General features: G+C 31.2%; 23 protein-coding genes and 1 riboswitch. Of the genes, 12 read left to right on the forward strand and 11 right to left on the reverse strand.

Translation table 11 applies throughout. The annotated features are described in order from the left end of the window. Positions 1-30: 30 nt before the first annotated feature. The 3 genes from Q4512_RS08775 to Q4512_RS08785 are packed head-to-tail and all read right to left on the reverse strand — an operon-like array spanning position 31 to position 3390. Positions 31-1599, reverse strand: coding sequence for a serine hydrolase (locus tag Q4512_RS08775; RefSeq protein WP_303423904.1), 1569 nt, complete (start codon positions 1597-1599; stop codon positions 31-33). Between the two features lie 36 nt (positions 1600-1635). Beyond that, on the reverse strand, positions 1636-2871 hold the full coding sequence (locus tag Q4512_RS08780; protein ID WP_303423905.1) for a glycosyltransferase family 4 protein: 1236 nt from the start codon (positions 2869-2871) through the stop codon (positions 1636-1638). A 45-nt stretch (positions 2872-2916) separates the two neighbouring features. Further along, the gene (locus tag Q4512_RS08785; RefSeq protein ID WP_303423906.1) at positions 2917-3390 is read right to left on the reverse strand and encodes a heme-binding domain-containing protein; all 474 of its coding nucleotides are present in this window, start codon (positions 3388-3390) and stop codon (positions 2917-2919) included. 37 nt (positions 3391-3427) lie between these two features. Between Q4512_RS08785 and Q4512_RS08790 the strand changes: the two genes are divergently transcribed. Together Q4512_RS08790 and purB are read left to right on the forward strand one after the other, a co-directional pair. Further along, entirely contained in the window at positions 3428-3988 is a 561-nt protein-coding gene (locus Q4512_RS08790; RefSeq protein ID WP_303423907.1) for an adenylosuccinate lyase, read from the forward strand. Positions 3989-4163: 175 nt separating this feature from the next. Then, entirely contained in the window at positions 4164-5507 is a 1344-nt protein-coding gene (purB, locus tag Q4512_RS08795) for an adenylosuccinate lyase (protein WP_303423908.1), read from the forward strand. Positions 5508-5582: 75 nt separating this feature from the next. Here the strand turns inward: purB and Q4512_RS08800 are convergent, their stop codons facing one another. From Q4512_RS08800 to Q4512_RS08815, 4 genes are all read right to left on the reverse strand, one after another. After that, the gene (locus Q4512_RS08800) at positions 5583-6125 is read right to left on the reverse strand and encodes a DUF4252 domain-containing protein (protein ID WP_303423909.1); all 543 of its coding nucleotides are present in this window, start codon (positions 6123-6125) and stop codon (positions 5583-5585) included. A 13-nt stretch (positions 6126-6138) separates the two neighbouring features. After that, the gene (locus Q4512_RS08805) at positions 6139-6699 is read right to left on the reverse strand and encodes a DUF4252 domain-containing protein (RefSeq protein WP_303423910.1); all 561 of its coding nucleotides are present in this window, start codon (positions 6697-6699) and stop codon (positions 6139-6141) included. Positions 6700-6830: 131 nt separating this feature from the next. Next, the gene (locus Q4512_RS08810; protein ID WP_303423911.1) at positions 6831-7268 is read right to left on the reverse strand and encodes a hypothetical protein; all 438 of its coding nucleotides are present in this window, start codon (positions 7266-7268) and stop codon (positions 6831-6833) included. Continuing rightward, positions 7255-7764 carry an RNA polymerase sigma factor gene (locus Q4512_RS08815; RefSeq protein WP_303423912.1) on the reverse strand — a complete coding sequence of 170 codons (510 nt, stop codon included), beginning with the start codon at positions 7762-7764 and terminating at the stop codon, positions 7255-7257. The genes Q4512_RS08810 and Q4512_RS08815 overlap by 14 nt, the downstream gene beginning before the upstream one ends. A 133-nt stretch (positions 7765-7897) precedes the next feature. On the opposite strand from Q4512_RS08815, the gene Q4512_RS08820 reads away from it, so the two are divergent. Further along, positions 7898-9319 carry a S41 family peptidase gene (locus Q4512_RS08820; RefSeq protein WP_303423913.1) on the forward strand — a complete coding sequence of 474 codons (1422 nt, stop codon included), beginning with the start codon at positions 7898-7900 and terminating at the stop codon, positions 9317-9319. A gap of 65 nt (positions 9320-9384) precedes the next feature. On the opposite strand, the gene Q4512_RS08825 is transcribed toward Q4512_RS08820, so the two are convergent. Together Q4512_RS08825 and Q4512_RS08830 are read right to left on the reverse strand one after the other, a co-directional pair. Then, positions 9385-10449, reverse strand: a complete 1065-nt coding sequence (locus Q4512_RS08825; RefSeq protein ID WP_303423914.1) for a YncE family protein — start codon at positions 10447-10449, stop codon at positions 9385-9387. 3 nt (positions 10450-10452) lie between these two features. Beyond that, complete coding sequence (locus tag Q4512_RS08830; RefSeq protein ID WP_303423915.1) at positions 10453-12288, reverse strand: TonB-dependent siderophore receptor; 1836 nt, start codon at positions 12286-12288, stop codon at positions 10453-10455. A 26-nt stretch (positions 12289-12314) separates the two neighbouring features. Beyond that, a riboswitch (cobalamin riboswitch) is annotated at positions 12315-12511 on the reverse strand. 192 nt (positions 12512-12703) lie between these two features. On the opposite strand from Q4512_RS08830, the gene Q4512_RS08835 reads away from it, so the two are divergent. The 9 genes from Q4512_RS08835 to Q4512_RS08875 all read left to right on the forward strand — a co-directional run bounded on the left by Q4512_RS08835 (position 12704) and on the right by Q4512_RS08875 (position 21422). Further along, on the forward strand, positions 12704-13861 hold the full coding sequence (locus Q4512_RS08835; protein ID WP_303423916.1) for an ABC transporter substrate-binding protein: 1158 nt from the start codon (positions 12704-12706) through the stop codon (positions 13859-13861). Further along, positions 13862-14878, forward strand: coding sequence for an iron ABC transporter permease (locus tag Q4512_RS08840; RefSeq protein ID WP_303423917.1), 1017 nt, complete (start codon positions 13862-13864; stop codon positions 14876-14878). It begins immediately after the preceding gene. Beyond that, the gene (locus Q4512_RS08845) at positions 14878-15672 is read left to right on the forward strand and encodes an ABC transporter ATP-binding protein (RefSeq protein WP_303423918.1); all 795 of its coding nucleotides are present in this window, start codon (positions 14878-14880) and stop codon (positions 15670-15672) included. The genes Q4512_RS08840 and Q4512_RS08845 overlap by 1 nt, the downstream gene beginning before the upstream one ends. 117 nt (positions 15673-15789) lie before the next feature. Then, a complete protein-coding gene (locus tag Q4512_RS08850; RefSeq protein ID WP_303423919.1) occupies positions 15790-17517 on the forward strand; it encodes a M48 family metallopeptidase in 1728 nt (575 codons plus the stop codon). An 81-nt stretch (positions 17518-17598) separates the two neighbouring features. Then, on the forward strand, positions 17599-18984 hold the full coding sequence (gene rmuC, locus Q4512_RS08855) for a DNA recombination protein RmuC (RefSeq protein WP_303423920.1): 1386 nt from the start codon (positions 17599-17601) through the stop codon (positions 18982-18984). A 12-nt stretch (positions 18985-18996) separates the two neighbouring features. After that, a complete protein-coding gene (locus tag Q4512_RS08860) occupies positions 18997-19362 on the forward strand; it encodes a 6-phosphogluconate dehydrogenase (protein WP_303423921.1) in 366 nt (121 codons plus the stop codon). A gap of 1 nt (position 19363) precedes the next feature. Next, positions 19364-19927: an acyl-CoA thioesterase gene (locus tag Q4512_RS08865; protein ID WP_303423922.1), complete on the forward strand. Its 564-nt coding sequence runs from the start codon at positions 19364-19366 to the stop codon at positions 19925-19927. 179 nt (positions 19928-20106) lie between these two features. Then, positions 20107-20721 (forward strand): transcriptional regulator, encoded by a 615-nt coding sequence (locus Q4512_RS08870; RefSeq protein ID WP_303423923.1) that lies wholly within the window; start codon positions 20107-20109, stop codon positions 20719-20721. Beyond that, positions 20718-21422, forward strand: coding sequence for a DUF3307 domain-containing protein (locus Q4512_RS08875; RefSeq protein WP_303423924.1), 705 nt, complete (start codon positions 20718-20720; stop codon positions 21420-21422). The genes Q4512_RS08870 and Q4512_RS08875 overlap by 4 nt, the downstream gene beginning before the upstream one ends. Before the next feature lie 55 nt (positions 21423-21477). Here Q4512_RS08875 and carB read toward each other — a convergent pair whose 3' ends face one another. Then, on the reverse strand, positions 21478-24330 hold the full coding sequence (gene carB, locus Q4512_RS08880) for a carbamoyl-phosphate synthase large subunit (protein ID WP_303423925.1): 2853 nt from the start codon (positions 24328-24330) through the stop codon (positions 21478-21480). 100 nt (positions 24331-24430) lie between these two features. Further along, positions 24431-24592 carry a 50S ribosomal protein L34 gene (gene rpmH, locus Q4512_RS08885; protein WP_034059443.1) on the reverse strand — a complete coding sequence of 54 codons (162 nt, stop codon included), beginning with the start codon at positions 24590-24592 and terminating at the stop codon, positions 24431-24433. Positions 24593-24753 lie beyond the last annotated feature (161 nt).

The following is a 24753-nucleotide window of genomic DNA, read 5'->3' on the forward strand; positions in this document are numbered from 1 at the left end:
TTTAATATTTTATTCTACTCTTCTACTCTTCTACTCTTCTACTCGGTTTAAATCTAAATCATGAAAATCGAAACTAAAATCAATATTTGGAGAAATACCTTTGAGTTTCATATTTTTTGCTTTTCCGTTTTCATCTAAAGAAAATGTTACAAAAGCATCTGCATTCATATCTTGATATTCCCATTTAACGGCAAAGGTTTCTGCTTCATAAAATTGTAAAGGTCCATTTAGTTTTGGAGATCTATGAAATTGTAACCATAGTTGGTCTTTTTTCATAAAAACTTCACAAGTACCAAACCAATTATCTTTATAAACCCCAATATACTTTTGAGTATCTATAGGGTTACTTGCATTGTTTTTAACTGTTTCCCATACTTTATCTGTAACAGCATCTCCTTTTTTTTCTTTAGATTTTAAGTAATCAGAATATTTATCTATCCATTTAAAATCGTCTAATTTTAAATACTTATCTAAAATAGTTTGAGAAACAGAAGAAAATAATCCTGCTCCATCATCACTTGTATTGGTTAAAATAACAATTCCTAAATTCATATCTGGAATTAAAACCGTTTCCGATAGCATTCCTGGCAAACCTCCTGTATGCTCTACTTTCATGTTCCCTAATACATCGGAAACAAACCAACCTAAACCATAACCTGAAAAATGCGAATTATATCTCGGGTTTTTATTGACTCCCATAACCGTGTGTATTTTCCACATTTCGTCATGATTGGTAGCCGAAAAAAGTTCTTTATCTAGATTCTCCCCGTATTTTCCAGCATGTAATTGTAATAACATCCATTGGCATAAATCGTCTACATTAGAAAAGATACCTCCTGCTGCACCATTCATCATTTCTTCAAAGGTTGGAATTATTTTTATCTCTCCTGTTTCAGTAGTGTGTGAAGCAGATAAGTTAGAAGTATCTTTTATTTCTGCTAAAGAAGCATAGGTATTATCCATTCCTAAAGGCTCCAGAATACGTGTTTTAGTAAAAGCTTCCCAAGTCATACCACTTTTTCTAGCAATTAATTCGCCTGCAACAAGATATAGCAAGTTATCATAATCCCATTTGGTTCTAAAAGCTGAAGACGCTTTAAAATGTTGAAAACTGGCTAATAAATCTTGCATAGTAAAATCGGTTCCATCCGGAAAAAACATTAAATCTCCAATTCCTAAAGGTAAACCACTACGATGCGTTACTAAATCTAGAATACTAAAATTTTCTTCTACATAATTATTATACATCGTGAATTCTGGAATATGCGCTTTCACTTTATCTTCCCAATTTATTTTACCTTCTTCTACCAAAATGGCTAATCCAGCAGTTGTAAATGCTTTACTATTGGAAGCTATTGCGAATTGCGTATGCTTGTTTACTGGTTCTTTAGTATTTATAGATTTTACACCATAGCCTTTGCTATGAATTACCTTGCCATCTTTAACAACTGCAACTGCAGTTCCAGCGACATGAAACTTAGTCATGGCATAATGAACAATAGAATCGATTTGTTGCGAAGATACTTGAGCATGTGTACTATTAGTCACTAAGAATAAAGTGAAAAGCATGCTTATAATAATTATTTTTAATGGTTTCATATGTTTTATGATTAATAGCTTCTTTTAAATATACAATTATTTCTTATTTTTTTCGGCAATCCACTTACTCATAAATTTGGTGCTCTGCAACGTATGATGCATTAGCATTTGTCCTGTAAAGTTATTTTGCCTGTGCTTACTTAGTTGTGGTATTATTTTTTCAAGAAGTTTTACAAACTCTTTTTCAATTTCAACTTTATTAAATCGATTATTAAGTACTTGAAATCCGTTTTGTTGTTTTTCTTTCCAGAGTATTTCCTCTTTATAAATCGCAACCGCTTTCTCTGCAAACTCGAGCGGTGTATTAGTAATAAACCCGTTAGGTTCTAAATTACCATACATACCTTCTGCTCCAATAGTTGTTGTTACGCAAGGTGTTCCGTTTTGCATGGCTTCTACTAGTTTTCCTTTTAATCCTGCGCCAAATCGAATTGCTGCTAAACAGACTTTAGCGTCTTGCATGGCTTGGTTTGCGTCTTTAACGAAGCCTTTTATTAAAAAGCCTTGTTTTTTATTATGCAACTGATTTACTTTTTGACTTGCATAAGATCCATAAATATGCATTTCTGCTTTTGGTAATTGTTTACGTATTAAAGGCCAAAGGCTTTCTTTTAAATATAAAACGGCATTATAATTAGGTTCATGTATAAAATTCCCTATAGTTATAAAATGTTCTCGTTTTTGAAAAGTTGGTAATCTCTCGATAGCTTCCAAAGCAACACCATCTAACATAAATGGCAAATAATGCAATAAAGTTTCAGCTATTTTAAAACGGTTTTTTAAAATTTCTATCTCTGCTTCCGAAATAATTAAACTTAGATCGCATCTATAAATACTAGCAATTTCACGTTTTGTAGTATCGTTAAACAAATAGGAATCATCAAAAACTTGCTTCTCTTTAAAGGCTTGTTGTCTTCCTTTTCGTAAAAAGTGTAAATCTTCTGTATCGAGTATTCGAAGTGCCATTGGGCAATTTTCGGCAACTCGCCATCCAAATTGTTCTTCCATCATAAAGCGATCAAACAACACAACATTTGGATTTAGGTTTTCTATAAAAACATCAAAACTCGTATTATTTAATTCGATAGAAACTTGCTCAACTCCTATAGATGTTAAGTTAAAAGCATTGTCACTTTTAGCACAAGGACTAGCAAATGTAATTTGATATGCTTGATTTTGAAACACCTCAATGATTTGCATCATTCGACTTCCTGCTGCAGAGCTTTTTGGTTCTGGCCAGACAAAACCAATTATTAAGAGTTTTTTTACCACAAATACACAAATGTTTTTTTATACGTACTGTATATTATTTACTAACTACTCTGGTTTTGGAGTTAGACTATATTTTACGCGTACATTTTTTGCCCAATTAATAACAGACTCCATTTGTGCGTCGGTAAGTTTTGCTTCAGTATGTGTCCAGGTATAAGAAGGTAAAGGCATTTCCTTTTCTTCTACCATTTCTATAAGTTCTTCAAATTTATGATCTTTTCGTTTTACCGAATTTGCTTCCCAACCAGAAACATTAAAATGTTTTTTTCCATCATTAACATGACTTGCTAGCCAATAATTTACGGGAGTTATTTTGTTATACCAAGGGTATTTAGTTACATCACTATGGCAATCATAACAACTCGTTTTTAAAATAAGTTTTACATCTTCTGGTGGATTTGTATCTGCTTCAAAAGCGATAATAGAAGTAAGTTCTCCTTCGTTTCTTTCAGGTCCGAAAAATTGAGCAATCACAAATACAACAAGTAAAAGCAATAGTATCTTTTTTATCCTCTTCATTTTTATTAGTTTTATTTTTTAAAAATAAGAAAACCTTTTGACTACTGCGCAACTTTATCAAGAATTAAATTATGTAAATCACTCTCGTGAAAAACGCTTGTATTATGCTAATTTGGTAATTAAAAATCCTAGTTTAATCGAGAAGCTTTTAGAAATTCTTTTTATGGTAGACGATAAAATTTCGCCACGAGCAGCTTGGGTTTTTGAGTTTATGTGCAATGAGCATTTGGAAGAAGCGATTCCGTATCTAGATTATTTTACAAAAAATATGCATAAAGTGCATCAAGATTCAGCCGTTAGACCTGTTGCTAAAGTATGTGAGTATTTAGTAAAAGCATATTATTCTAAAAAGGAAAACAGGATTAAAACGGAATTACTTCCGAGACATCGAGAAAAAATTATAGAAGTCTGTTTTGATTATATGATTAATGACGAAAAGATTGCACCTAAAGCTTACTCTATGAATTCGCTGTATTTACTTGGTAAAGATTACGATTGGATTCACCCAGAACTTGTTTTAATTTTAGAGCGTGATTTCCAGATGCAAAGTTCTGGTTTTAAGGCGAGAGCCAAACATATTCTCAAGAAACTGAAATAGAAGCTGAAAATAGGGCTTAAAAAATCATTTCATGCACTTTCCTTAGATTGAAGAAGGGTAGATTTTATTTAATTACAACAAAACAAATTTAAAACCTTCAAAAATCATAATTCGAAATTCGTAATTCGCAATACAAAAACCTATATTTGAAACTTCTTAAAAAACAACACACACTATGTCTTTAAACACACTAAATGCCATTTCACCAATTGATGGACGATACAGAAATAAGGTGGATGAATTAGGTAAATATTTTTCGGAAGAAGCACTTATTAAATATCGTGTTTTAGTAGAAATTGAATACTTTATTGCACTTTGCGAAATTCCTTTACCACAACTAGAATCTGTAAACAAATCGATTTTTGAAGATTTAAGAGCTATTTACAGTGAATTTTCGACCGAAGATGCATTAGCAATTAAAGATATTGAAAAAGTTACCAATCATGATGTTAAAGCTGTTGAATATTTTATAAAAGAAAAATTTGACCAACTAGGTTTACAAGATTATAAAGAGTTTATTCACTTTGGGCTTACTTCTCAAGATATCAACAATACTGCAATTCCGTTAAGCATTAAAGATGCCATGAACGATGTATATGTTCCAGAATATTTTGTAATTCTTAACCGTTTAAAAGAGTTAGTAAAAGATTGGTCGCATGTTTCTATGCTAGCAAGAACACATGGTCAACCAGCTTCGCCTACAAGATTAGGAAAAGAAATAGAAGTATTTGTAGTTCGTTTAGAAGAACAATTTAATTTATTAAATGATATACCAAGTGCAGCTAAGTTTGGTGGAGCAACTGGAAACTTTAATGCACATAAAGTAGCATACCCAAATATAGATTGGAAAGCATTTGGAAGCACATTTGTTGCAGAAAAACTAGGTTTGCAACATTCTTTTCCAACCACACAAATTGAGCATTACGACCATATGGCTGCTTTATTTGATACTTTAAAAAGAATAAATACCATCCTTATAGATTTAGATAGAGATATTTGGACTTATGTTTCGATGGATTATTTTAAGCAAAAAATTAAAGCTGGAGAAGTTGGTAGTAGCGCCATGCCACATAAAGTAAATCCTATCGATTTTGAAAACTCGGAAGGAAACCTAGGAATAGCGAATGCTATTTTCGAGCATTTATCTGCAAAATTACCAATCTCAAGATTACAACGTGATTTAACAGATAGTACCGTTTTACGTAATGTTGGTGTACCTTTTGGACATACTTTAATTGCTTTTAAAAGTACTTTAAAAGGATTAAATAAATTGCTATTGAATGAAGCAAAATTTGCGGAAGATTTAGAAAACAATTGGGCTGTTGTAGCAGAGGCAATTCAAACTATTTTAAGAAGAGAAGCATATCCAAATCCATATGAAGCTTTAAAAGGTTTAACAAGAACTAACGAGAAAATAACAAAACAATCTATCGCAAATTTTATTGATACTTTAGAAGTATCTAAAGAAATTAAAGAAGAATTAAAAGTGATTTCGCCTAGTAATTATACAGGAATATAATCTCTTATATTACATATAAAAAAGGCTTACCAAATATTTGGTAAGCCTTTTTTTATTGAAAATTAACTAAAATTATTATTTAAAAAAATTCATAATTCCTTTTAGTTGCTCATCGTCTACTTTTCCTTTATTCATTGATTCTGCCAGTCGTACCAGTTTTGCAGGACTCATATCGTCGCCCAAAATACGTAAAACACCAAAGCCATATTCTTTAGAGCTTCCAAATACAATAAATTCATCTGCTAAATCATTATCTCCAATATATTTTACAGATAATTTAGAACCAAACATATTAAAATCTCCTAGTTCTATATATCTTTCATCTGCTAAAATAGAAGCAACTTTGGCCATTTCTACTTTATAAGTATTTTGATTGCTAGAGTCTAATTTAAATCCTAAAAAATTTAGTTTATCGATAGAGTTATATGCTTCTTTTTCATCTTCACTAAGGTCTGCATTTTCAAAATCTACAATACTAGTAGGTATATCTACAGTTGTAAAACTTGCTGATTCTTGATTATCTACAAAGTAAGTTTGTAAAGATTCTTTATTGTTACAACTTACTAACAAGGTTATTGTTAGTAAGCTGCACAAGATTGTTTTGATTGATGGTTTCATGTGTATATATTATTTATTTTTTATCTTCTAAATGTTCTCCTCCAGGAATATTCATTTTTTTGGTAAGTTTAGAAACTTGTTTTAAGTCTATATCTCCTGTTAAAGATACAATTACGGTTTCAAATTTACGTTGCGTACCATTTACAGAAACGTCAGATCCTTCCATGTGTTTACTAATTCCGTTTACAAAAATTAAAAGCTCTTTTACGTGATCTTCATCTTTTCCTTCTTTGATATAGAATTTAATAACAGTTCCATCATCTTTAACTTCCATTAATTCTTCTAAACTACTTGCTTTAGAGGTTACCCAAGAAGTTAAATCTGCAGAAATTGCACCTTTTTCGGTAATTATAGTTTTTAAACTAGTAATACTATTTACCATTTCAAGATATTCATTTGCTTCAGGATCATCGGAATCGATATCCATTTTTGCTAACATTTGAAACATTTTAGGTTTAATATTTACATAGGTTACATCTGCATTGTCGCTATATTTGGAAAATATATCTTGAGCCATAGATGTTAAAGGCATCATTAATAAAGCCATTGCGACTAAAATTACATTCTTTTTCATTTTACTTATTTTATTTATTTGTGTATTCATTTTTGTAGTATTTATTTGTTATTAATTGTAAAAATGTGTTCGCCTATTCTTCCTCTTTTAGATTTGTTTTAAAATAAGATAGATGGCTAGGTACATGTTTTCTATTTTTTAAAAATTAGACTAGTAGTATTATCTACTTCTGCTAAATAATTGATACTTGAAGCTCCTTTATTGAACTGCGTAGAGATCATTTCTAAAGATTTTTTCACTTCTAGGTATGCCATTTCAGGATCATCATAAGTACCTAAATCTTCTGCAGAAGTTAGAGGTGATTTAAAATAAAATCCTAACATAAGAACTGCTACTGCTGCAACCGAAATCCATTTATACAAATTGTTTTTGTTAGTTTTTAATGGAACGTCTTTTGTAAACTGCTCTTCTTGACTTACAGAAAAATAGGCAAACATTGGTTTATACATTTCTAAATGTGGCGCTACAGTCTCTTGTTTAAAATAGTTTTTTAACTGCTGCTCTTCTATTAGCGATGTTTCGCCATTGTCGTACTTTTCTAGTAATTCTTCTATATTATCTAACACCATAATTGTGTGTTTTTGTTAATTTTTCTCTTATTGTTTTTCTTGCTCTAGACAATGCAACTCGCACTGCTGTATTATTCATATCAAGCATCTTGCCAATTTCGTCAAAATCATACTGCTCAATATCCCTTAATTGCACTACCAGCTTTTGTTGTTCTGGTAAATCTTCCATTATTTTAGCAACCCAATCTACACTATCACTAAATTCTAATTGTTTTTGTAAAGATGTATTGTTGTCTTGGTAATTACTATGTACTAACTTTAAATTTTGTGCTTGTTTCGATTTTAACTTATCTAAACAAAAATTTTTCGTCATGGTCATAGAAAATGCTTCTACGTTTTTATACTCTTGCATTTTTGTTTTATTCTTCCACAATTTCAAAAGCACTTCTTGTGTTGCATCTTCTGCTTCTTCTCTAGACACTAGCAATCGTTTTGCTAAACGAAACACCTTATCTTTAAAAGGCATTACAATATGTAAAAACTCAGTTTGTGTCATTTTTTTGGTTTTGGTTAAAACTGCTTGGTAAGGGCTGTTTGTATTACGACGAACAACTTTACATTTTGTTACAATAAATTTTTATTTGCAGGTAAAATAAGTACTTTTAAAAAAAAAAGAAAACTTTATTGCTATGATACGTTTAAAAAAAATTATACTTCTATGCTTTGCTGCTACTTTATGTACAGCTTGTTTTGAAGATTTAGATGACAACCCTGTAACCGCTTCCGAAATTAAAGATTTTGTTTGGAAAGGAATGAATTACGCCTATTTATATAAAGAAAATAAACCGGACTTAGCTGATAATCGATTTTCTAGTGATGCCGATTATTCTAGCTATTTAAACTCTTTTGAAACTCCTGAGGCATTATTTGAAAATCTAATTTACGACAGACAAAACACCGATAGATTTAGTTGGATTACAGATGATTATATTGCCTTAGAAGAAAGTTTTGATGGCGTAAGAACAAGCAATGGTTTAGAATTTGACTTTTACTATGAACCAGGAAGTAACACCGAAGTTTTTGGAATAATTAAACTGGTTTTAAACAATAGTCCTGCGGAATCTCAAGGATTGCAACGCGGACAAATATTTAATGCTGTAGATGATGTAGCCTTAACCGAAAATAACCTAGGCACTTTATTAAACCAAGATAGTTATACCTTAAATTTAGCAACGTATAATGATAATAACACGCCAAATGATGATAGTGATGACAGTATTGAAGCGACCAACGAAACAGCAACTTTAACTAAAGTGGCTTTTACAGAAAATCCAGTATATAAAACGGAAATATTAGAAGTTAACAACCAAAACGTTGGTTATTTAATGTACAATGGTTTTACAGCCGATTTTAACAATCAATTAAACAATGCTTTTGCTACACTACTTAGTAATAATGTGCAACATCTGGTTTTAGATTTACGATATAATCCTGGTGGATCTGTAAATACTGCAACACTTTTAGGAAGTATGATTACTGGACAATTTAATGGAGAAACTTTTGCTAAGCTAATTTATAACACCGATTTACAAAGTAGTAATACCGAATATCGATTCACAAATTCTTTTGATGGCAATAGTATTAACAGTCTTAATTTACAAAAGGTATATATTCTTACTACTGGAGCATCTGCTTCTGCAAGCGAAATGGTTATTAATAGCTTAAAAGCGTATTCGCAATTAGAAGTGATACAAATTGGTTTACAAACTACAGGGAAATCGCAAGCATCCATTACGCTATATGATTCACCAGACTTTGGACGAAGTGGAGCAAGCCCTTTACATAACTATGCTTTACAACCTTTAGTAGCAAAAACTGTTAACAAATTAGATGTAAGTGTACCTAACGAAGGATTAATACCAACTATAGAAATAAACGAAGATCCAAGTAACTATGGTATTCTAGGAGATGCTAGTGAACCTTTACTAGCTGCAGCATTACTACATATTTTACAAAACGGAAGGTTTGCACAAACCAAAACAAATAATTTTAATAAGATTAAAAATAAAGTGGATTACAACCCTTTTGAAAACGGTATGTATTTAGATTAAAATATATGTAAACTAAAAAAAAGCCACTCTACGGAGTGGCTTTTTTTTTATATAATTAAGTAATATTAATTAAAATGAAAACTATTTGGTCCTACTCCTACTGTTATTGTATTTAATAAAGAACCGCTTAAAGAGTATTCATATACATTACTGTTAGAGTTAAAATCTCCTCCATCGGAAATATAGATTTTATTATCTTCTACATTAAACCCATACATAACACCATATGTAGATGTAGAATTATACGTTAATAAAGCGATATCAGAAATAGTAGTACTACTCATAGAAGCACTATAAACCGAAGCGTCTACCGTAAAGTAAAAAGTATCGTCTTCTATTACTAAGTTTTTAGCTGCAACTAATGAAGCTGGAAGATCTATTGTACTTTCAATAGCATTCGTAGCTGTATTGATTTTAAAAATTTTTCCATTAGATCCATAATCATAAGATAATAAGAATAAATCATCATCTTCTTCTATTATGGAATTTGGAGAGTTTCCTACCCCCAAATCAATACTAGTTAATACTTGTGTATTTGTATTTAAAATAGTTACCGCATTTCCACTTCCATAATATCCATTAGAAATATACACATAATCATCATCTGAAGTAATTTTTTCTGAATAATCACCAACAATTATAGTTGTCGTAGAATAATCATTAAGGTCGATAACAGTAAGAAAATCATCTGCTCCTGTGTTCCATTCTGCAGAGTTAGTGACATAAGCTTTTCCGTTTTCAACAGTACCAAATCTAGGTGCAGAAAAATTAGAATTAATAGTTGCTATGTATTCAAAAGTATAACGATCAACAACCGTTACTTGATTTGCAGATCCAGAAATAATAAATGCTCTAGTATCATCAAAAAAGATATCTTGTAAGTAAGAACCAATTTCATCTGCTGTTGGATTTACTAGTCTAAACACATCTTCTACAACAATACCATCATCACCTACAAAAGTAACAGATGCTGTTGCAGGATTACCATTTCCTTCATTCAACACAAAATAACCATTATCATATGCTCCTAAGCTTGAAGAACCGCTATCATCATTATCATCATTACTACATGAAGTTATTAATACACTTAAAAGAAGCGTAAAAGCTAAAAATTTGAATTGTTTTTTCATTGTTTAAAAATTATAGTTAAAGTAAAAATTATAGTTAATTCCAGGCATGTAGCGACTTGCTACACTCTGATAGTTTATATTATAAAGGTTTTTAATTTGTGCTCCTAAAGTAAATTGTTTCTCTTTTCCAAAGGCATAAGAAAGCCCAATATTAGAAACAAAATAAGCATCTAATATGTATTTAGGATCGTCGTCTTGTAAAGTAAGAACATCGCCCACATAAAGTGTTTGGTAATAAAAAGAAGCGCGATTACGTTGATAATTAAAAGTAGCTGTTGCCTTGTGTTTTGGCACATAAATTAACTGTAAATCTGTTTCTTTATTTTTTGAAACAGTATACGCATACGTTCCTCCTAAAGTAAACTGATGTTCTTTTAAATGATATTTTAAATCTAATGTAGATTCTAAACCATAGGTTTCTACATGGTCTGTATTTATAGGTTGCCAGTTACTTCCTGAAGGGAGCCAACGAATCATGTCTTTTATATCATTATAAAAACCTGTTGCAGAAAAAGAGACGTGTTTAAAATCTAATTGATTTCCTATTTCTATTTGCTTAGAAGTTTCTGGTTTTAAATTGGTATTACCACTTCCTTCCCAATACAAATCATTATAAGTAGGAATTCTAAAATTCTTAGAACCATTTACATTTACCGTATAATACTTCCCAAATTTATATTGCAATCCTAGGCTATACAGCAATGGGCTATCATAATTACTAGTAACTTCTTTTCTTAGTGTGGCTTCGTAAAAAAAGGATTTAATTTGTTGTTTGTATAATAAACTAAAACTAGAAATGGTTCGTTCGTTTTCACCTATATCAGAACCTTTACCTAAAGTATTTGTAATATCTACAACCCCTTGCAGCATGGCATCTTTAAATACACGATAACTTAAATCGTATTTACCTATAAGGGTTTTTGCTTCACCAAAAGAGAATGTTTCAAAATTACTATTCGCAAAATATTTATACTTTTCGGAAAGATATACTAGTTTTAAAGTAGATATAAATTTTCCATATATACCATTCCATTCTAGCATATTTCTAGAATTTAAATCTTGGTATTTTGTAGGTGTTTCTGAAGCGAATATAAACGAAAATTCACGTTCGCCATCGTATAGATAAGTATACAACTTCAGAATATTCTTCGCATTTATTTTATATCCAAAATTTGCAGATATACTCTGATTGTAAAACGCACCATTAAGATTGGTTTTATCACTATCTACATAATCGTAATCATTGTCTGAACTCGACCTGCTAAGTGCAACATCGACGCTAAATTTTTTAGAAGAAAATGCAGACTTAACACCAAAATCTAAAGTATTAAAACTCCCGTAATTGGTATAAACAAAATTGTTAAAGCCTTCATTAAAAGCGATATTATTATTTAAGTGAATAGAACCGCCAATAGCACCACTTCCATACAGCACACTCCCTCCACCACTTCTAATACTTACTGCATCAAAATTGCGAATATTAATAGTATTAAAATCAGTCTGTCCATTAAATTGCGAATTGATATTAACCCCATTCCACACTACTGCAGTTTGCTGTGCTGTGGTACCTCGAAATGATGGTGAGGAAACCATACCTAAGCCATTTTCTTTAAAATAAATAGCCGAATTATTATTTAACAACTGGGTTAAAGAAGGAGCGCTTCTATTTAATAATGTATCTTTTAATGTAGCAACTTTTTGTGTGTTAGAAAAAGTTTTTAGGTGCCTATCAGACTTTAAAACTACTTCATCTAAATGTTGCAGAGAGTCAAGCTTTGTTTGCGAAAAACAGTGAAAGCTATAAACAATACCAATTAAAAATAGAATACCTTTTTTCATAATCTTGAAATCTTTCTCCCGAAGATTTGTTGAATGCTGAAATTGGCAGGTCTCCTGACTTACGTCTTCATGTTGGTCTTCCCAGAAATTATTTCCAGTGACTTGAAGTTTAACATGAAGCTTTATAGCTTACAGTTGCGGGAACAGTTCTAGATTTTAACTAGATTCCCTTTTAATCGACTTTGCATCATTGCGAAGTCAAACCAAAATTCTCGGCAAAAATAGATTCTTTTTTAAATGCAAACTAATTTAAACTCACTTTTTCTTATTCATTTTATAAATAAGATAAATAAAGCCAATTAAAAAATGTCCAATTATAATCCCCCCTACTATATATATTGTTACATTTGAACCATCTCTCATTACTAAAATTTTATATAAATTTACACGAATTTAATCAGTTTAAATGTCACTAATGTTACAAAACAAAAAAATCACTTTCCTTCTATTTTGTAGTATACTATTCTTTATTTCTTGCAAAAAGGAAGCAAAACTAATTCCGGAAAACAAACAAGATATTGCCTATTCCGATTTTAATTATGCACAAGGATTTTACATTACACATAACGAAAATTTTAAAATATTAACGATAAAAAACCCTTGGCCTAAAGCCGAAAAAGAATACAAATATGCATTAGTACCGAAACACCTAGCTGCTAAAGTCACTTTAAATAAAGATGCATTTGATGGTATAATTACAATTCCTATTGAAAAAATTGTAGTAACATCTACTACACATATTCCTGCTTTAGAATTGCTAGGTGTTGCACAAACACTGGCTGGTTTTCCTGGTAGTGATTATATTTCTTCTGAAGAAACAAGAGAAAACATTGACAATGGATTGGTTAGAGAATTAGGTAAAAATGAAGGTATCAATACCGAAGTTTTATTAGACGTTAACCCAGATGTTGTTGTTGGTTTTGGAATTGATGGAAACAACAAAACTTTCGAAACCATTAAAAAATCTGGAATCCCTGTAATTTACAATGGTGACTGGGTAGAAAAATCACCTTTAGCAAAAGCGGAATGGATAAAGTTTTTTGGTGTACTCTATAACAAACAAAAAGAAGCAGATTCTATTTTTAATACTATTGAAAAAGACTATTTAGAAGCCAAAACATTAGCTGCTAAAGTAAAAAAGCAACCAACCGTTTTATGTGGAGCTATGCACAAAGATGTTTGGTATTTACCAAATGGTACAAGTCCGGAAGCGCAAATTTTAAAAGATGCTAATGTAAATTATTTATGGAGCGAAACCACTGGAAGTGGAAGCTTAGCCCTTAACTTTGAAAGCGTTTATGAAAAAGCGAAACAAGCCGAATTATGGTTAAGCCCGTCATATTATTCCAGTTTAGAAGCTCTTGAAAAAGCGAGTAAACATTACACAAAATTTGATGCTTTCACCAATAAGAATATTTTTTCATTTGTTAATAATACAGGTAAAACTGGAGGTGTTACCTATTATGAATTAGGAACTGCTAGACCAGATTTAGTATTAAAAGATATTATAAAAATCTGTCATCCAGAAGTATTACAAGATTACAAACCTTACTTTTTTAAACCATTAGAATAATTGCCGGAAACAAAAACATATAAACTCCCTTTTTTACTATTAAGTATTCTCTTAATTATATGCTTTTTTGCAAATATTAGTTTGGGTTCTGTGTCTATACCGTTTAAAACTATTTTTGAAAGTTTAACAGGCACAACAGATAATTATATTATACAAGCTTATAGATTGCCCAAGGCGTTCACTGCTATTTTAGTTGGTTCTGGCTTAGGCATTTCAGGGCTATTAATGCAAACTTTATTTAGAAACCCGCTTGCTGGTCCTTTCGTACTAGGTATTACCTCAGGAGCCAGCTTAGGTGTTGCTTTAATTATTATGGGAGCTTCCGTTTTTGGAGGTGTTTTTGCAACTTTACTAATCTCCAAATGGAGTATCGTTATAGCTGCAAGTTTAGGTAGTTTTTTAGTTTTATTAATTGTTTTAATTGTATCTGCAAAAGTGCGAGATACTATGGCAATACTTATTATTGGACTCATGTTTGGAAGCATAACTGCCGCAATTGTAAGTGTACTCTCCTATTTTAGTTCTGCCGAACAATTACAACAATACATTTTTTGGGGATTTGGAAGTCTAGGTAATTTATCTTGGCAAGAACTTGGTGTTTTTTTCATTATTTATTCCTTTGGAATACTTATAAGCATCCTTTCTATAAAAGGATTAAACACATTATTACTTGGTGAAAATTACGCAAAAAGTCTAGGATTAAACATTAAACAAAGTCGTTTAATAATTATTATCGCAACTAGTTTATTGGCAGGAACCATAACAGCCTTTGCGGGACCAATTGCATTTATAGGTTTGGCTATTCCTCACTTAACACGACAAATCTTTAACACGGCTAATCATAAAATATTATTACCAGCAGTGTTTTTATTTGGAGCAATTATTATGCTTATTTGTGATAGTATTGCTCAAATACCCAATAGTGATTATACATTACCAATTAACGCAATTACTAGTTTAATTGGTGCTCCTGTTGTTATTTGGTTATTAGTAAGAAAAAGAAAGATGCTTTTTTAATGGAAAATAAAAACCAACATACCATTCTAAAAACCAAAAATCTAACCATTGGTTATACTTCAAAAAAAGAAGAAAACACAATTGCTACAAACATAAATATTGTCTTAAAAAAAGGAGAATTAATTGGTTTAGTTGGTGGAAACGGTATTGGTAAATCTACCTTATTAAGAACAATTTCTCAAGTACAACCCAAATTATCTGGGTCTATTTTTTTAAATGAAAAGCCTTTAGAAAACTATACCAATTTAGACTTAGCAAAAAGTATGAGTTTGGTTTTAACCGAAAGTATTTCTTCTAAAAACTTATCTGTTTTCGAGCTCATTGCTTTAGGTAGACAACCTTACACCAATTGGGTTGGTAATTTATCTAATACCGATATTACAATCGTTAACAACGCCATTTCACAAACAAATATTGAAGATTTAAAACATAAAAAATGTTTCGAACTTAGTGATGGGCAGCTTCAAAAAGTAATGATTGCTCGTGCTTTGGCTCAAGATACAGATTTGATAATTCTAGACGAGCCAACTACTCATTTAGATATGTACCACAAAGTATATATTTTAAAACTGCTTCAAAAATTGGTAAAAGAAACAGGTAAAACTATATTATTTTCTTCGCATGAAATAGATTTAGCTATACAGTTATGTGACACTATGATTGTAATGAATAAAACCGAAGTAACTTCAAATTCGCCTTGTCTTTTAATTCAGCAAGGAACATTTAGCACATTATTCCCAGAAGATTTGATTTCTTTCGATGCAACTACTGGTACTTTTAGAGTGAAAAAATAATTTTATTAAAACTATCAAATAAATTAACTATATTTATGCTGCTCATTTTCAGACACTTAAATCTATTTATTAAAATTTATCCTATTTATTTTAATGGTATTCTAAATTATAGAAACCATGAAAACGAAATTAAATCTATTCTTATTTTCACTGCTTACAGTGACTATAATGCCTTTATTCTTTTTAAATAAAGAAGAAGAAATCGACTACTCTAAAAAATACGGTATGGATGTTATTACATGCATCCCTGCAAAATTTTTATTGGAAGCGGTAGATACGACTAAACAAATTTCTCCGCTATTTGAAAATCTTGGAAATCATGCGTACAAAGTCAGCACAAAAAATGAATTAGCACAACAATTTTTCAACCAAGGCTTACGACTTACATATGCATTTAATCATGCGGAAGCACATCGTTCTTTTATGGAAGCTTCCAGATTAGACCCAAATTTAGCAATGGCATTCTGGGGTCAAGCCTATACTCTTGGTCCAAACATTAACGATCCTTTACCAGACGATGATCGTAAAAACAAATACAACGAAGCTATAAGCAAAGCGAAACAATTAGCTACAAACGCAACTAAAAAAGAGCAAGATATCATTGGAGCATTAACCCATCGATATTCTAAAGATTTGACTGCAGATACTCCAGAATTAAATGTAGCCTATATGCATGCAATGTCTAAACTTTTGGATACATATCCAGAAGATACCAATATCAACACCTTATTTGCAGCTTCAGTTATGAATACGGTACCTTGGAATTATTGGGACAAAGACGGTAATCCTTCACCAAATATTGATAAAGCAAAAGCAGCACTTGAAAAAGCGATGGTTTTAGACGCCAATAATCCTGGTGCGCATCATTATTATATTCATATGGTAGAACTACCAAAACCAGATTTAGCAATTCCAAGCGCAGAAAAACTAGCATTATTAATGCCTGCAGCTGGACATATTGTACATATGCCATCGCATATTTATATACGAGTTGGTAGATATAAAGATGCTGTAGAATCTAACCAAAAGGCCATTTTAGCAGATGAAGATTATATATCGCAATGTTTATCTCAAGGCATGTATCCTTTAGGGTATTATCCCCATAATATTCACTTTTTATGGTCGGCAGCAACATTATTAGGAAACAGTGAAATTGCTATAGATGCCGCTAAAAAAACAGCAGAAAAAGTTCCTACTGGCGAATTAAAAGAACTTCATTTTTTACAAAATTTTGCGGCTACACCACTCCTTGCTTATACGCGATTTGGAAAATGGAATGACATTTTAACTATTCCGAAACCAAATGATGAACTCAAACATTTAAAAATGATTTGGCATTATGCACGTGGGATAGCCTTTATTAGAAAAAACAATATTAAAGATGCGCAAGAAGAATTAGACGCAATTGCTAGTTTCCTTAAAGATCCAGAAATGGAAACCATAATTGCCACAGGTTTCGATAATGGTACCACAATTTCTAAATTGGCATTTCAAGTAGTTGCTGGCGAATTAGAAGCCTTAAAAGGAAACTATGACTCTGCCATTACCCATTTGGAAAGCGCTGTAAAAATGGAAGACAATTTAATATATAACGAACCATCGGCATGGTATATTCCTCCAAGACAGAATTTAGGTGCTGTTTTACTTCAAGCAAATAAATACAAGGAAGCAGAGTTGGTTTTTAAAGAAGATTTAAAAAATTTAAGACAAAATGGTTGGTCGTTAATGGGTTTATATCAATCCTTAAAAGCACAAGGAAAATTGGATGAAGCAAACAAAATAAAGCTAGAGTTTGATACTGCTTGGAAGGATGCTGATATTGAAATTTCTACATCTATTTTATAAATAACCGACTGTTAAATCATTTCTTATTCATTCGTTTTATTTCTGAATAAAAATTTATCTTTGGGTAAACTTCAATTTTAAATGAACGACAGTATTATTCTTATTATTTCTATAGTTATTGCTGCTGCATTTGGTGCATATTTAGGCATGCTATTCACTAAACTTAAAAGTAAAAGCGAAAGGAGTACATTAGAAGAACGCAATAATAACTTACAACAACAGTTAAACGATTTTAAACAGTTTCATAGTACCGAAAACGAAAAACAAAACACCACGTTTACTGCGCAGTTAAAGGAACTTAGAGAAACTATTTCTAAAATTGAAACGGAGCGTGAAAGCATCCGTCGTGAAAAAGATTTCTTAAATCAAGAATTAGCAAGAAAGAATACCGAGTTTGAAAACCTTCAGAAACTAAATTTAAAAAGAGATGAAGAACTAGAAGAACAACAAAAAATGCTTCGTACCGATTTTGAAAATCTTGCCAATAAAATATTAGATGCGAAATCGGAAAAATTCACTCTTCAGAATAAAGAAAACATCCAACAAATTTTAAATCCATTACAAGAAAAAATTCAAATTTTCGAAAAGAAAGTAGACGATACACAAAAAGAAAGCATTAGTATGCATTCTGCTTTAAAAGAACAATTATTAGGTTTAAAAGATTTAAACCAGCAAATGACAAAAGAAGCAACAAACCTTACTAGAGCTTTAAAAGGAGATAGTAAAATGCAAGGGAATTGGGGCGAATTGGTACTAGAACGTGTATTAGAAAAATCTGGACTAGAAAAAGACAGAGAATATTTTGTGCAACAAAACTTTACTAGAGAAGACGGTTCGCGTGTGCTTCCGGATATTGTTTTGCATTTACCAGATAACAAAAAGATGATTATTGATAGTAAAGTATCTTTAACCGATTATGAACGTTATGTAAATGCAGAAGACGAAGAACGAGAAACATTTTTAAAAGCACATATCCATTCAATTAGAAGACACGTAGATCAGCTTTCTGAAAAAAAATATGAAGATTTATACGATATTGAATCTCCAGATTTCGTGTTACTTTTTATACCTATAGAGCCTGCTTTTGCTGTAGCTATTAATGCCGATAATTCTCTATATAATAAAGCATTTGAAAAAAATATTGTAATTGTTACTCCAGCAACCCTTTTAGCTACATTACGAACTGTTGATAGTATGTGGAATAACGAAAAACAACAACAAAATGCCATTGAAATTGCTAGACAAGCTGGTGCTTTATACGATAAATTTCATGGTTTAGTTACCGATTTAACAGGTGTTGGCAAAAAAATTGATGCAGCAAAAACAGATTATTCGGCTGCAATGAATAAACTAGTAGAAGGAAAAGGAAACCTAGTTACTAGTGTCGAAAAAATTAAAAAATTAGGAGCAAAAGCTAAAAAAACACTACCAGAAACTATTATTAAAAGAGCTGCTGCAGACGATTAACTTGTAAACACTATGATAAAATTTTTAATAAAAGCATTTATTACCATTGCATTACTATTTGTAGCCTATTTCTGCTTCCTTTATTTTGTAACCTATAGCGAAGGCGTTAGAGCTGGAGAACTAGTAAAGTTTAGTAGTAAAGGTGTACTATTTAAAACTTGGGAAGGCGAAATTAGCCAAGGAGTTTCGGAATCGCAATTTTTTAAGTTTTCGGTGGAAGATAAAAACGAAAAAGTAATTCAAGATTTAAATAATTTACAAGGCAAGTTTGTAAAACTAAGCTATTTTGAACGTTACAAAACCTTCTTTTGGCTTGGAGATACCAAATATTTTATAACCAAAGTGGAAGAAGATACTTCACGAAATAATAGATACTAATATGAAACAAAAATTTAAAACAGTCGATTCTTCTCGTATTAGCATTTCATTACTAATGCAACCCTCGCACTCCAATTTTGGAGGAAAAATTCATGGTGGTTATATTTTAAGCTTAATGGATGAAATTGCTTTTGCATGTGGCTCTAAACACTCGGAAACCTATTGTGTTACTGCTTCTGTAAATACAGTAGATTTTTTAAGCCCTGTAGAAATTGGAGATTTAGTAACCATGAAAGCTTCTGTTAATTTTGTTGGAAGAACTTCTATGGTTATTGGTATTCGTGTAGAAGCAGAAAACATAAGAACTGGAGAAACCAAACATTGTAATTCTTCTTATTTTACAATGGTTGCAAAAGATGACAATGGTAAATCTGTTGTTGTTCCTGGGCTAATTTTAAATGACAAAACAGAAGTTGTACGCTTTTTAAAAGCTATAAACCGTAACGAAAACCACAAAGCAAGACAAGAAGAATTTAACCATGTAGATTTTTCTTTAGACAACTATTTAAGTGATCTAAAAGATCACCGTGTACGCATTGATTTACCAGACCACTTTTCTAAATAACCTTTTTTTTGCTATTGAAAAGAGTAAAACTACATTATTCCCAAATAAAAAAATATGTTTGATTATTCCATAAAAAAGGAATATATTTGATTATCACTCAATAAAGCGATAATTTTAATTATCACATAATAAGATGATAAATCATGTTATCTCTTAAAAGAGAACAAAAATCAAAACAAATGACAAGTATACTTACAGGGGATATTATCAAATCCCGCGGACAAAAAAATCCAGAGATTTGGCTTAGTCAATTAAAAGAGAGTCTATCGTATTTAGAACCAAACAATAAACACTGGGAAATTTATCGTGGAGACAGTTTTCAAATAGAAATTAAAGATGCTTTTAAAAGTTTTGAAGCTGCTATTTATATAAAAGCAGCAATTAAAATGATAAAAGGATTAGACGTTAGATTGGCTATTGGCATTGGCGAAAAAACATATCAAGGTAACGATGTAACAGAATCTAATGGCGAAGCCTTTATTTTTTCTGGGGAAACTTTTGAGACTTTAAAAAAGGAAAAACAAAATTTAAAAATTAAAACAAAATCGGAAATACTTAATAAGGAGTTGAATCTATATTTTAAACTAGCACTAATTAGTATGGATCATTGGACAGTCAATTCGGCAGAAATTGTTAAATTAACTTTAGAAAACCCGAAAGCATTACAAGAAGATTTAGGAAAAACAATTGGCATTAACCAAAACGCTATTAGCACTAGGCAAAAACGTGCCAATTTGGAAGAAATTTTAGCATTAAATGGCATGTTTAAGAAAAAAATAAACAGTTTAATATGATACTACTTATTAAACTTTTATTGGCTCACTTTATTGGTGATTTCTTTTTGCAACCAGAAAAATGGGTAAAAGATAAAGAAGTAAAAAAACTAAAATCTCCAAAATTATATTTGCACATATTGATACATGTGCTATTACTTTTTATACTTCTTTGGGATTTTACACTTTGGTCAATCGTACTAATTATTGGTATTTCGCACTTTATTATTGATGCAACTAAACTTAGCATTCAAAAGAAGAAAACAAAACGATTACTTTTCTTTATTGACCAAGTTCTACATATTATGGTAATATTAATTACCTATTTTGTTTATACCAATTCAAAAATAGATTTTAAAGTACTTCTTTTAGAAGAAAACCTTCTTTTAATAACCTGTTTGGCATTTTTAACGCAACCAGTTGCTATACTAATGAAAATCCTTTTTACAAAATGGGATATTTCAAAACTTACAAAAGGGAATGAATCTTTAAAAGATGCAGGAAAATATATTGGTATTTTAGAACGTATTTTAGTGTTCACCTTTATTGTAGCAGACCATTGGGAAGCTGTTGGTTTTTTAATCACAGCAAAATCTGTATTTAGATTTGGGGATCTTAAAGAGTCTAAACACCGAAAACTTACTGAGTATATATTAATTGGTACGTTAATTAGCTTTGGTATTGCTATATTAACTGGGCTCGTTTTTAAAATAGCCTTATAACAAAAAAGAGAAGCTGCTAAACAACTTCTCTTTTTTGTTATAAACTACAATATTATTATTTACTTAAGTACATTTTACGTCTAGAGTATAAATTATAGAATTCGTCTTCTTTTAAACTATCTATAAATAGAATACTCTCTCCAGTACTTTTCATTTCTGGTCCAAGCTTTTTATTTACATTATGAAACTTATTAAAGGAGAATACAGGTTGTTTAATAGCATAACCTTTAAGTTCTGGTTTAAAATCGAAATCTGTAACCTTCTTCTCTCCTAACATCACTTTGGTTGCAAAATTTACATAAGGTTCTCCATAAGCTTTAGATATAAAAGGAACAGTACGTGAAGCTCTAGGATTTGCTTCAATTATGTACACAATATCATCTTTAATAGCAAACTGAATATTAATTAAACCAACGGTATTTAATGCTAATGCTATCTTTTTAGTGTGGTCTTTAATTTGTTGCATAACAAATTCACCTAAATTAAAAGGTGGTAATGTAGCGTTACTATCACCAGAATGAATTCCACAAGGTTCTATATGTTCCATAATACCAATAATATAAACATTTTCTCCATCACAAATCGCATCTGCTTCAGCTTCTATTGCTCCATCTAAATAGTGATCAAGAAGCAATTGATTTCCTGGCATTCTTCGTAACAAATCTACAACATGCTTTTCAAGTTCTTGTTTGTTAATTACAATCTTCATGCCTTGTCCACCAAGAACATAAGACGGTCTTACCAATATTGGAAAATCTAGAACATCTGCAATTGCTGCTGCTTCATCTGCTGTGGTTGCAATATCAAATTGAGGAAAAGGAATATTGTTTTCTTTTAAAAGATTAGAAAAATGCCCTCTATCTTCTGCTAAATCTAAAGATTGGAAACTAGTTCCTAAAATTTTAATTCCGTATCTATCTAACTTTTCAGCTAACTTTAAAGCGGTTTGCCCACCAAGTTGTACAATAACACCTTCTGGTTTTTCGTGCTTAATGATGTCGTAGATATGTTCCCAAAATACAGGTTCAAAATATAGTTTATCTGCTGTATCAAAATCGGTAGAAACCGTTTCTGGATTACAGTTAATCATGATGGTTTCGTAACCACATTCCGCGGCAGCTAAAACACCATGTACACAACAATAATCGAACTCAATACCTTGACCAATTCTATTTGGACCAGAACCAAGAACTATAATTTTCTTTTTATTGGAAACGATACTTTCATTATCTGCAAAACGTTTTCCATCAGCAGTTTCTACATCATTCTCGAAAGTAGAATAATAATAAGGTGTCTTTGCTTTAAATTCTGCAGCACAAGTATCCACCAATTTATATACTCTATTTACACCTAATTCTTCACGTTTATTATACACTTGACTTTCTAAACAACCAAGCATGTGCGCAATTTGTCTGTCTCCATAGCCTTTTTGTTTAGCTTCTAGTAACAAATCTTTTTGAATAGTATCAATTTTAAAAGTAGAAATTTCTTTTTGAAGCATATGTAATTCTTCATATTGCTTTAAGAACCACATATCGATTTTAGTAATCTCATGAATTCTACTTAATGGAATTCCCATTTGAATGGCATCATAAATAACAAAAACACGATCCCAACTTGCATATTTCAACTTGCTAATTATTTGATCGTAATCTTTATATCCTTTTCCGTCTGCACCTAAACCATTACGTTTAATCTCTAGGGATTGTGTTGCTTTATGTAATGCTTCTTGAAAAGAACGACCAATTCCCATGACTTCACCAACAGACTTCATTTGCAGTCCTAGAGTTCTATCGCTTCCTTCGAATTTATCGAAGTTCCAACGTGGAATTTTTACAATCACATAGTCTAAAGTAGGCTCAAATAAAGCAGAAGTAGATTTTGTAATTTGATTTTGCAATTCGTCTAAATGATAACCAATAGCTAATTTAGCTGCAATTTTTGCTATAGGATAACCAGTTGCTTTACTCGCTAATGCGGAAGAACGCGAAACACGCGGATTAATTTCGATGGCTATTATGTCTTCGTTTTCATCTGGGCTTACAGCAAATTGCACATTACAACCACCAGCAAAATCACCAATACTACGCATCATATGAATTGCCATATCTCGCATTTTTTGGTACGTTTTATCGCTTAATGTCATTGCTGGAGCAACTGTTATAGAGTCTCCAGTATGAATACCAATAGGGTCCATGTTTTCTATAGAACAAATAATGACTACATTATCGTTAGCATCTCTTAAAAGTTCTAATTCATATTCTTTCCAACCTATTAACGCTTTATCAATCATTACCTCGTGAATTGGAGAAATTTCTAGTCCACGTGTTAATAACTCATCAAAATCTTCTTCTTTATGTACAAAGGAAGCACCAGCACCACCTAATGTAAAAGAAGCTCTAATAATTAAAGGGAAGCCAAACTCTTGTGCTATTTCTTTTCCTTTTAAATAGGAAGTTGCAGTAGCTTGAGGTGCCATTGGCACTCCTATTTTAAGCATTAGTTCTCTAAATTTCTCTCTATCCTCGGTAATATTAATGGCATCAATATCTACACCAATAATTTCTACACCAAAATCTTCCCAAATACCTTTTTCATCTGCTTCAATACATAAATTTAAAGCGGTCTGTCCTCCCATTGTAGGCAATACTGCATCAATTTGAGGGTGTTCTTTTAATATTTGAACTAAAGACTTCGTAGTTAAAGGCAACAAGTATACATGATCTGCCATAGATGGATCTGTCATGATAGTTGCAGGATTAGAATTAATTAAAACGGTTTCTATACCATCTTCTCTTAATGAGCGTAAGGCTTGCGTTCCTGAATAGTCAAACTCACAGGCTTGCCCAATAACAATTGGTCCAGAACCAATAATTAAAATAGATTTTAGTTGCGTGTTTTTTGGCATCGTATTAATTTATAGTGTGTTGCAAAAATAATATTTATTAGATATAAAAAAAGGCGTTACACCTAAGTAACGCCTTTATAATATTAACAATTGTTAATCATTATTTTTTATGTCTTGTTTCCGTTGATACAGACAATTTCTTTCTTCCTTTAGCTCTTCTACGTGCAAGTACTTTTCTTCCGTTAGCAGAAGCCATTCTTTCTCTAAAACCGTGTTTGTTTCTTCTTTTTCTTTTTGACGGTTGAAACGTTCTTTTTGGCATTGTCTTATCTTTTTAAATCTTCTTAATAATAAATTTTAGTCAGTATTGAGTTTCCTCAAATCTGCGCGCAAATATACAAAGCCTTTTTTATTTAACAAACCTAAATTTAAATATTTTTTTTGAATTTTATAAAGCAGTGTTTTACATAAAAATTTAGTTTC

The sequence above is a fragment of the Oceanihabitans sp. 2_MG-2023 genome (assembly GCF_030547245.1).
Lineage (GTDB): Bacteria > Bacteroidota > Bacteroidia > Flavobacteriales > Flavobacteriaceae > Oceanihabitans.

Coding starts and splice junctions, on each gene's coding strand:
- Q4512_RS08785 (WP_303423906.1), bottom strand. CDS start 3,390: ATGAAGAGGATAAAAAAGATACTATTGCTTTTACTTGTTGTATTTGTG.
- purB (WP_303423908.1), top strand. CDS start 4,164: ATGTCTTTAAACACACTAAATGCCATTTCACCAATTGATGGACGATAC.
- Q4512_RS08830 (WP_303423915.1), bottom strand. CDS start 12,288: ATGAAAAAAGGTATTCTATTTTTAATTGGTATTGTTTATAGCTTTCAC.
- Q4512_RS08835 (WP_303423916.1), top strand. CDS start 12,704: ATGTTACAAAACAAAAAAATCACTTTCCTTCTATTTTGTAGTATACTA.
- rmuC (WP_303423920.1), top strand. CDS start 17,599: ATGAACGACAGTATTATTCTTATTATTTCTATAGTTATTGCTGCTGCA.
- Q4512_RS08805 (WP_303423910.1), bottom strand. CDS start 6,699: ATGAAAAAGAATGTAATTTTAGTCGCAATGGCTTTATTAATGATGCCT.
- Q4512_RS08870 (WP_303423923.1), top strand. CDS start 20,107: ATGACAAGTATACTTACAGGGGATATTATCAAATCCCGCGGACAAAAA.
- Q4512_RS08850 (WP_303423919.1), top strand. CDS start 15,790: ATGAAAACGAAATTAAATCTATTCTTATTTTCACTGCTTACAGTGACT.
- Q4512_RS08825 (WP_303423914.1), bottom strand. CDS start 10,449: ATGAAAAAACAATTCAAATTTTTAGCTTTTACGCTTCTTTTAAGTGTA.
- Q4512_RS08815 (WP_303423912.1), bottom strand. CDS start 7,764: ATGACACAAACTGAGTTTTTACATATTGTAATGCCTTTTAAAGATAAG.
- rpmH (WP_034059443.1), bottom strand. CDS start 24,592: ATGCCAAAAAGAACGTTTCAACCGTCAAAAAGAAAAAGAAGAAACAAA.
- Q4512_RS08860 (WP_303423921.1), top strand. CDS start 18,997: ATGATAAAATTTTTAATAAAAGCATTTATTACCATTGCATTACTATTT.
- Q4512_RS08800 (WP_303423909.1), bottom strand. CDS start 6,125: ATGAAACCATCAATCAAAACAATCTTGTGCAGCTTACTAACAATAACC.
- carB (WP_303423925.1), bottom strand. CDS start 24,330: ATGCCAAAAAACACGCAACTAAAATCTATTTTAATTATTGGTTCTGGA.
- Q4512_RS08820 (WP_303423913.1), top strand. CDS start 7,898: ATGATACGTTTAAAAAAAATTATACTTCTATGCTTTGCTGCTACTTTA.
- Q4512_RS08845 (WP_303423918.1), top strand. CDS start 14,878: ATGGAAAATAAAAACCAACATACCATTCTAAAAACCAAAAATCTAACC.
- Q4512_RS08875 (WP_303423924.1), top strand. CDS start 20,718: ATGATACTACTTATTAAACTTTTATTGGCTCACTTTATTGGTGATTTC.
- Q4512_RS08775 (WP_303423904.1), bottom strand. CDS start 1,599: ATGAAACCATTAAAAATAATTATTATAAGCATGCTTTTCACTTTATTC.
- Q4512_RS08810 (WP_303423911.1), bottom strand. CDS start 7,268: ATGGTGTTAGATAATATAGAAGAATTACTAGAAAAGTACGACAATGGC.
- Q4512_RS08865 (WP_303423922.1), top strand. CDS start 19,364: ATGAAACAAAAATTTAAAACAGTCGATTCTTCTCGTATTAGCATTTCA.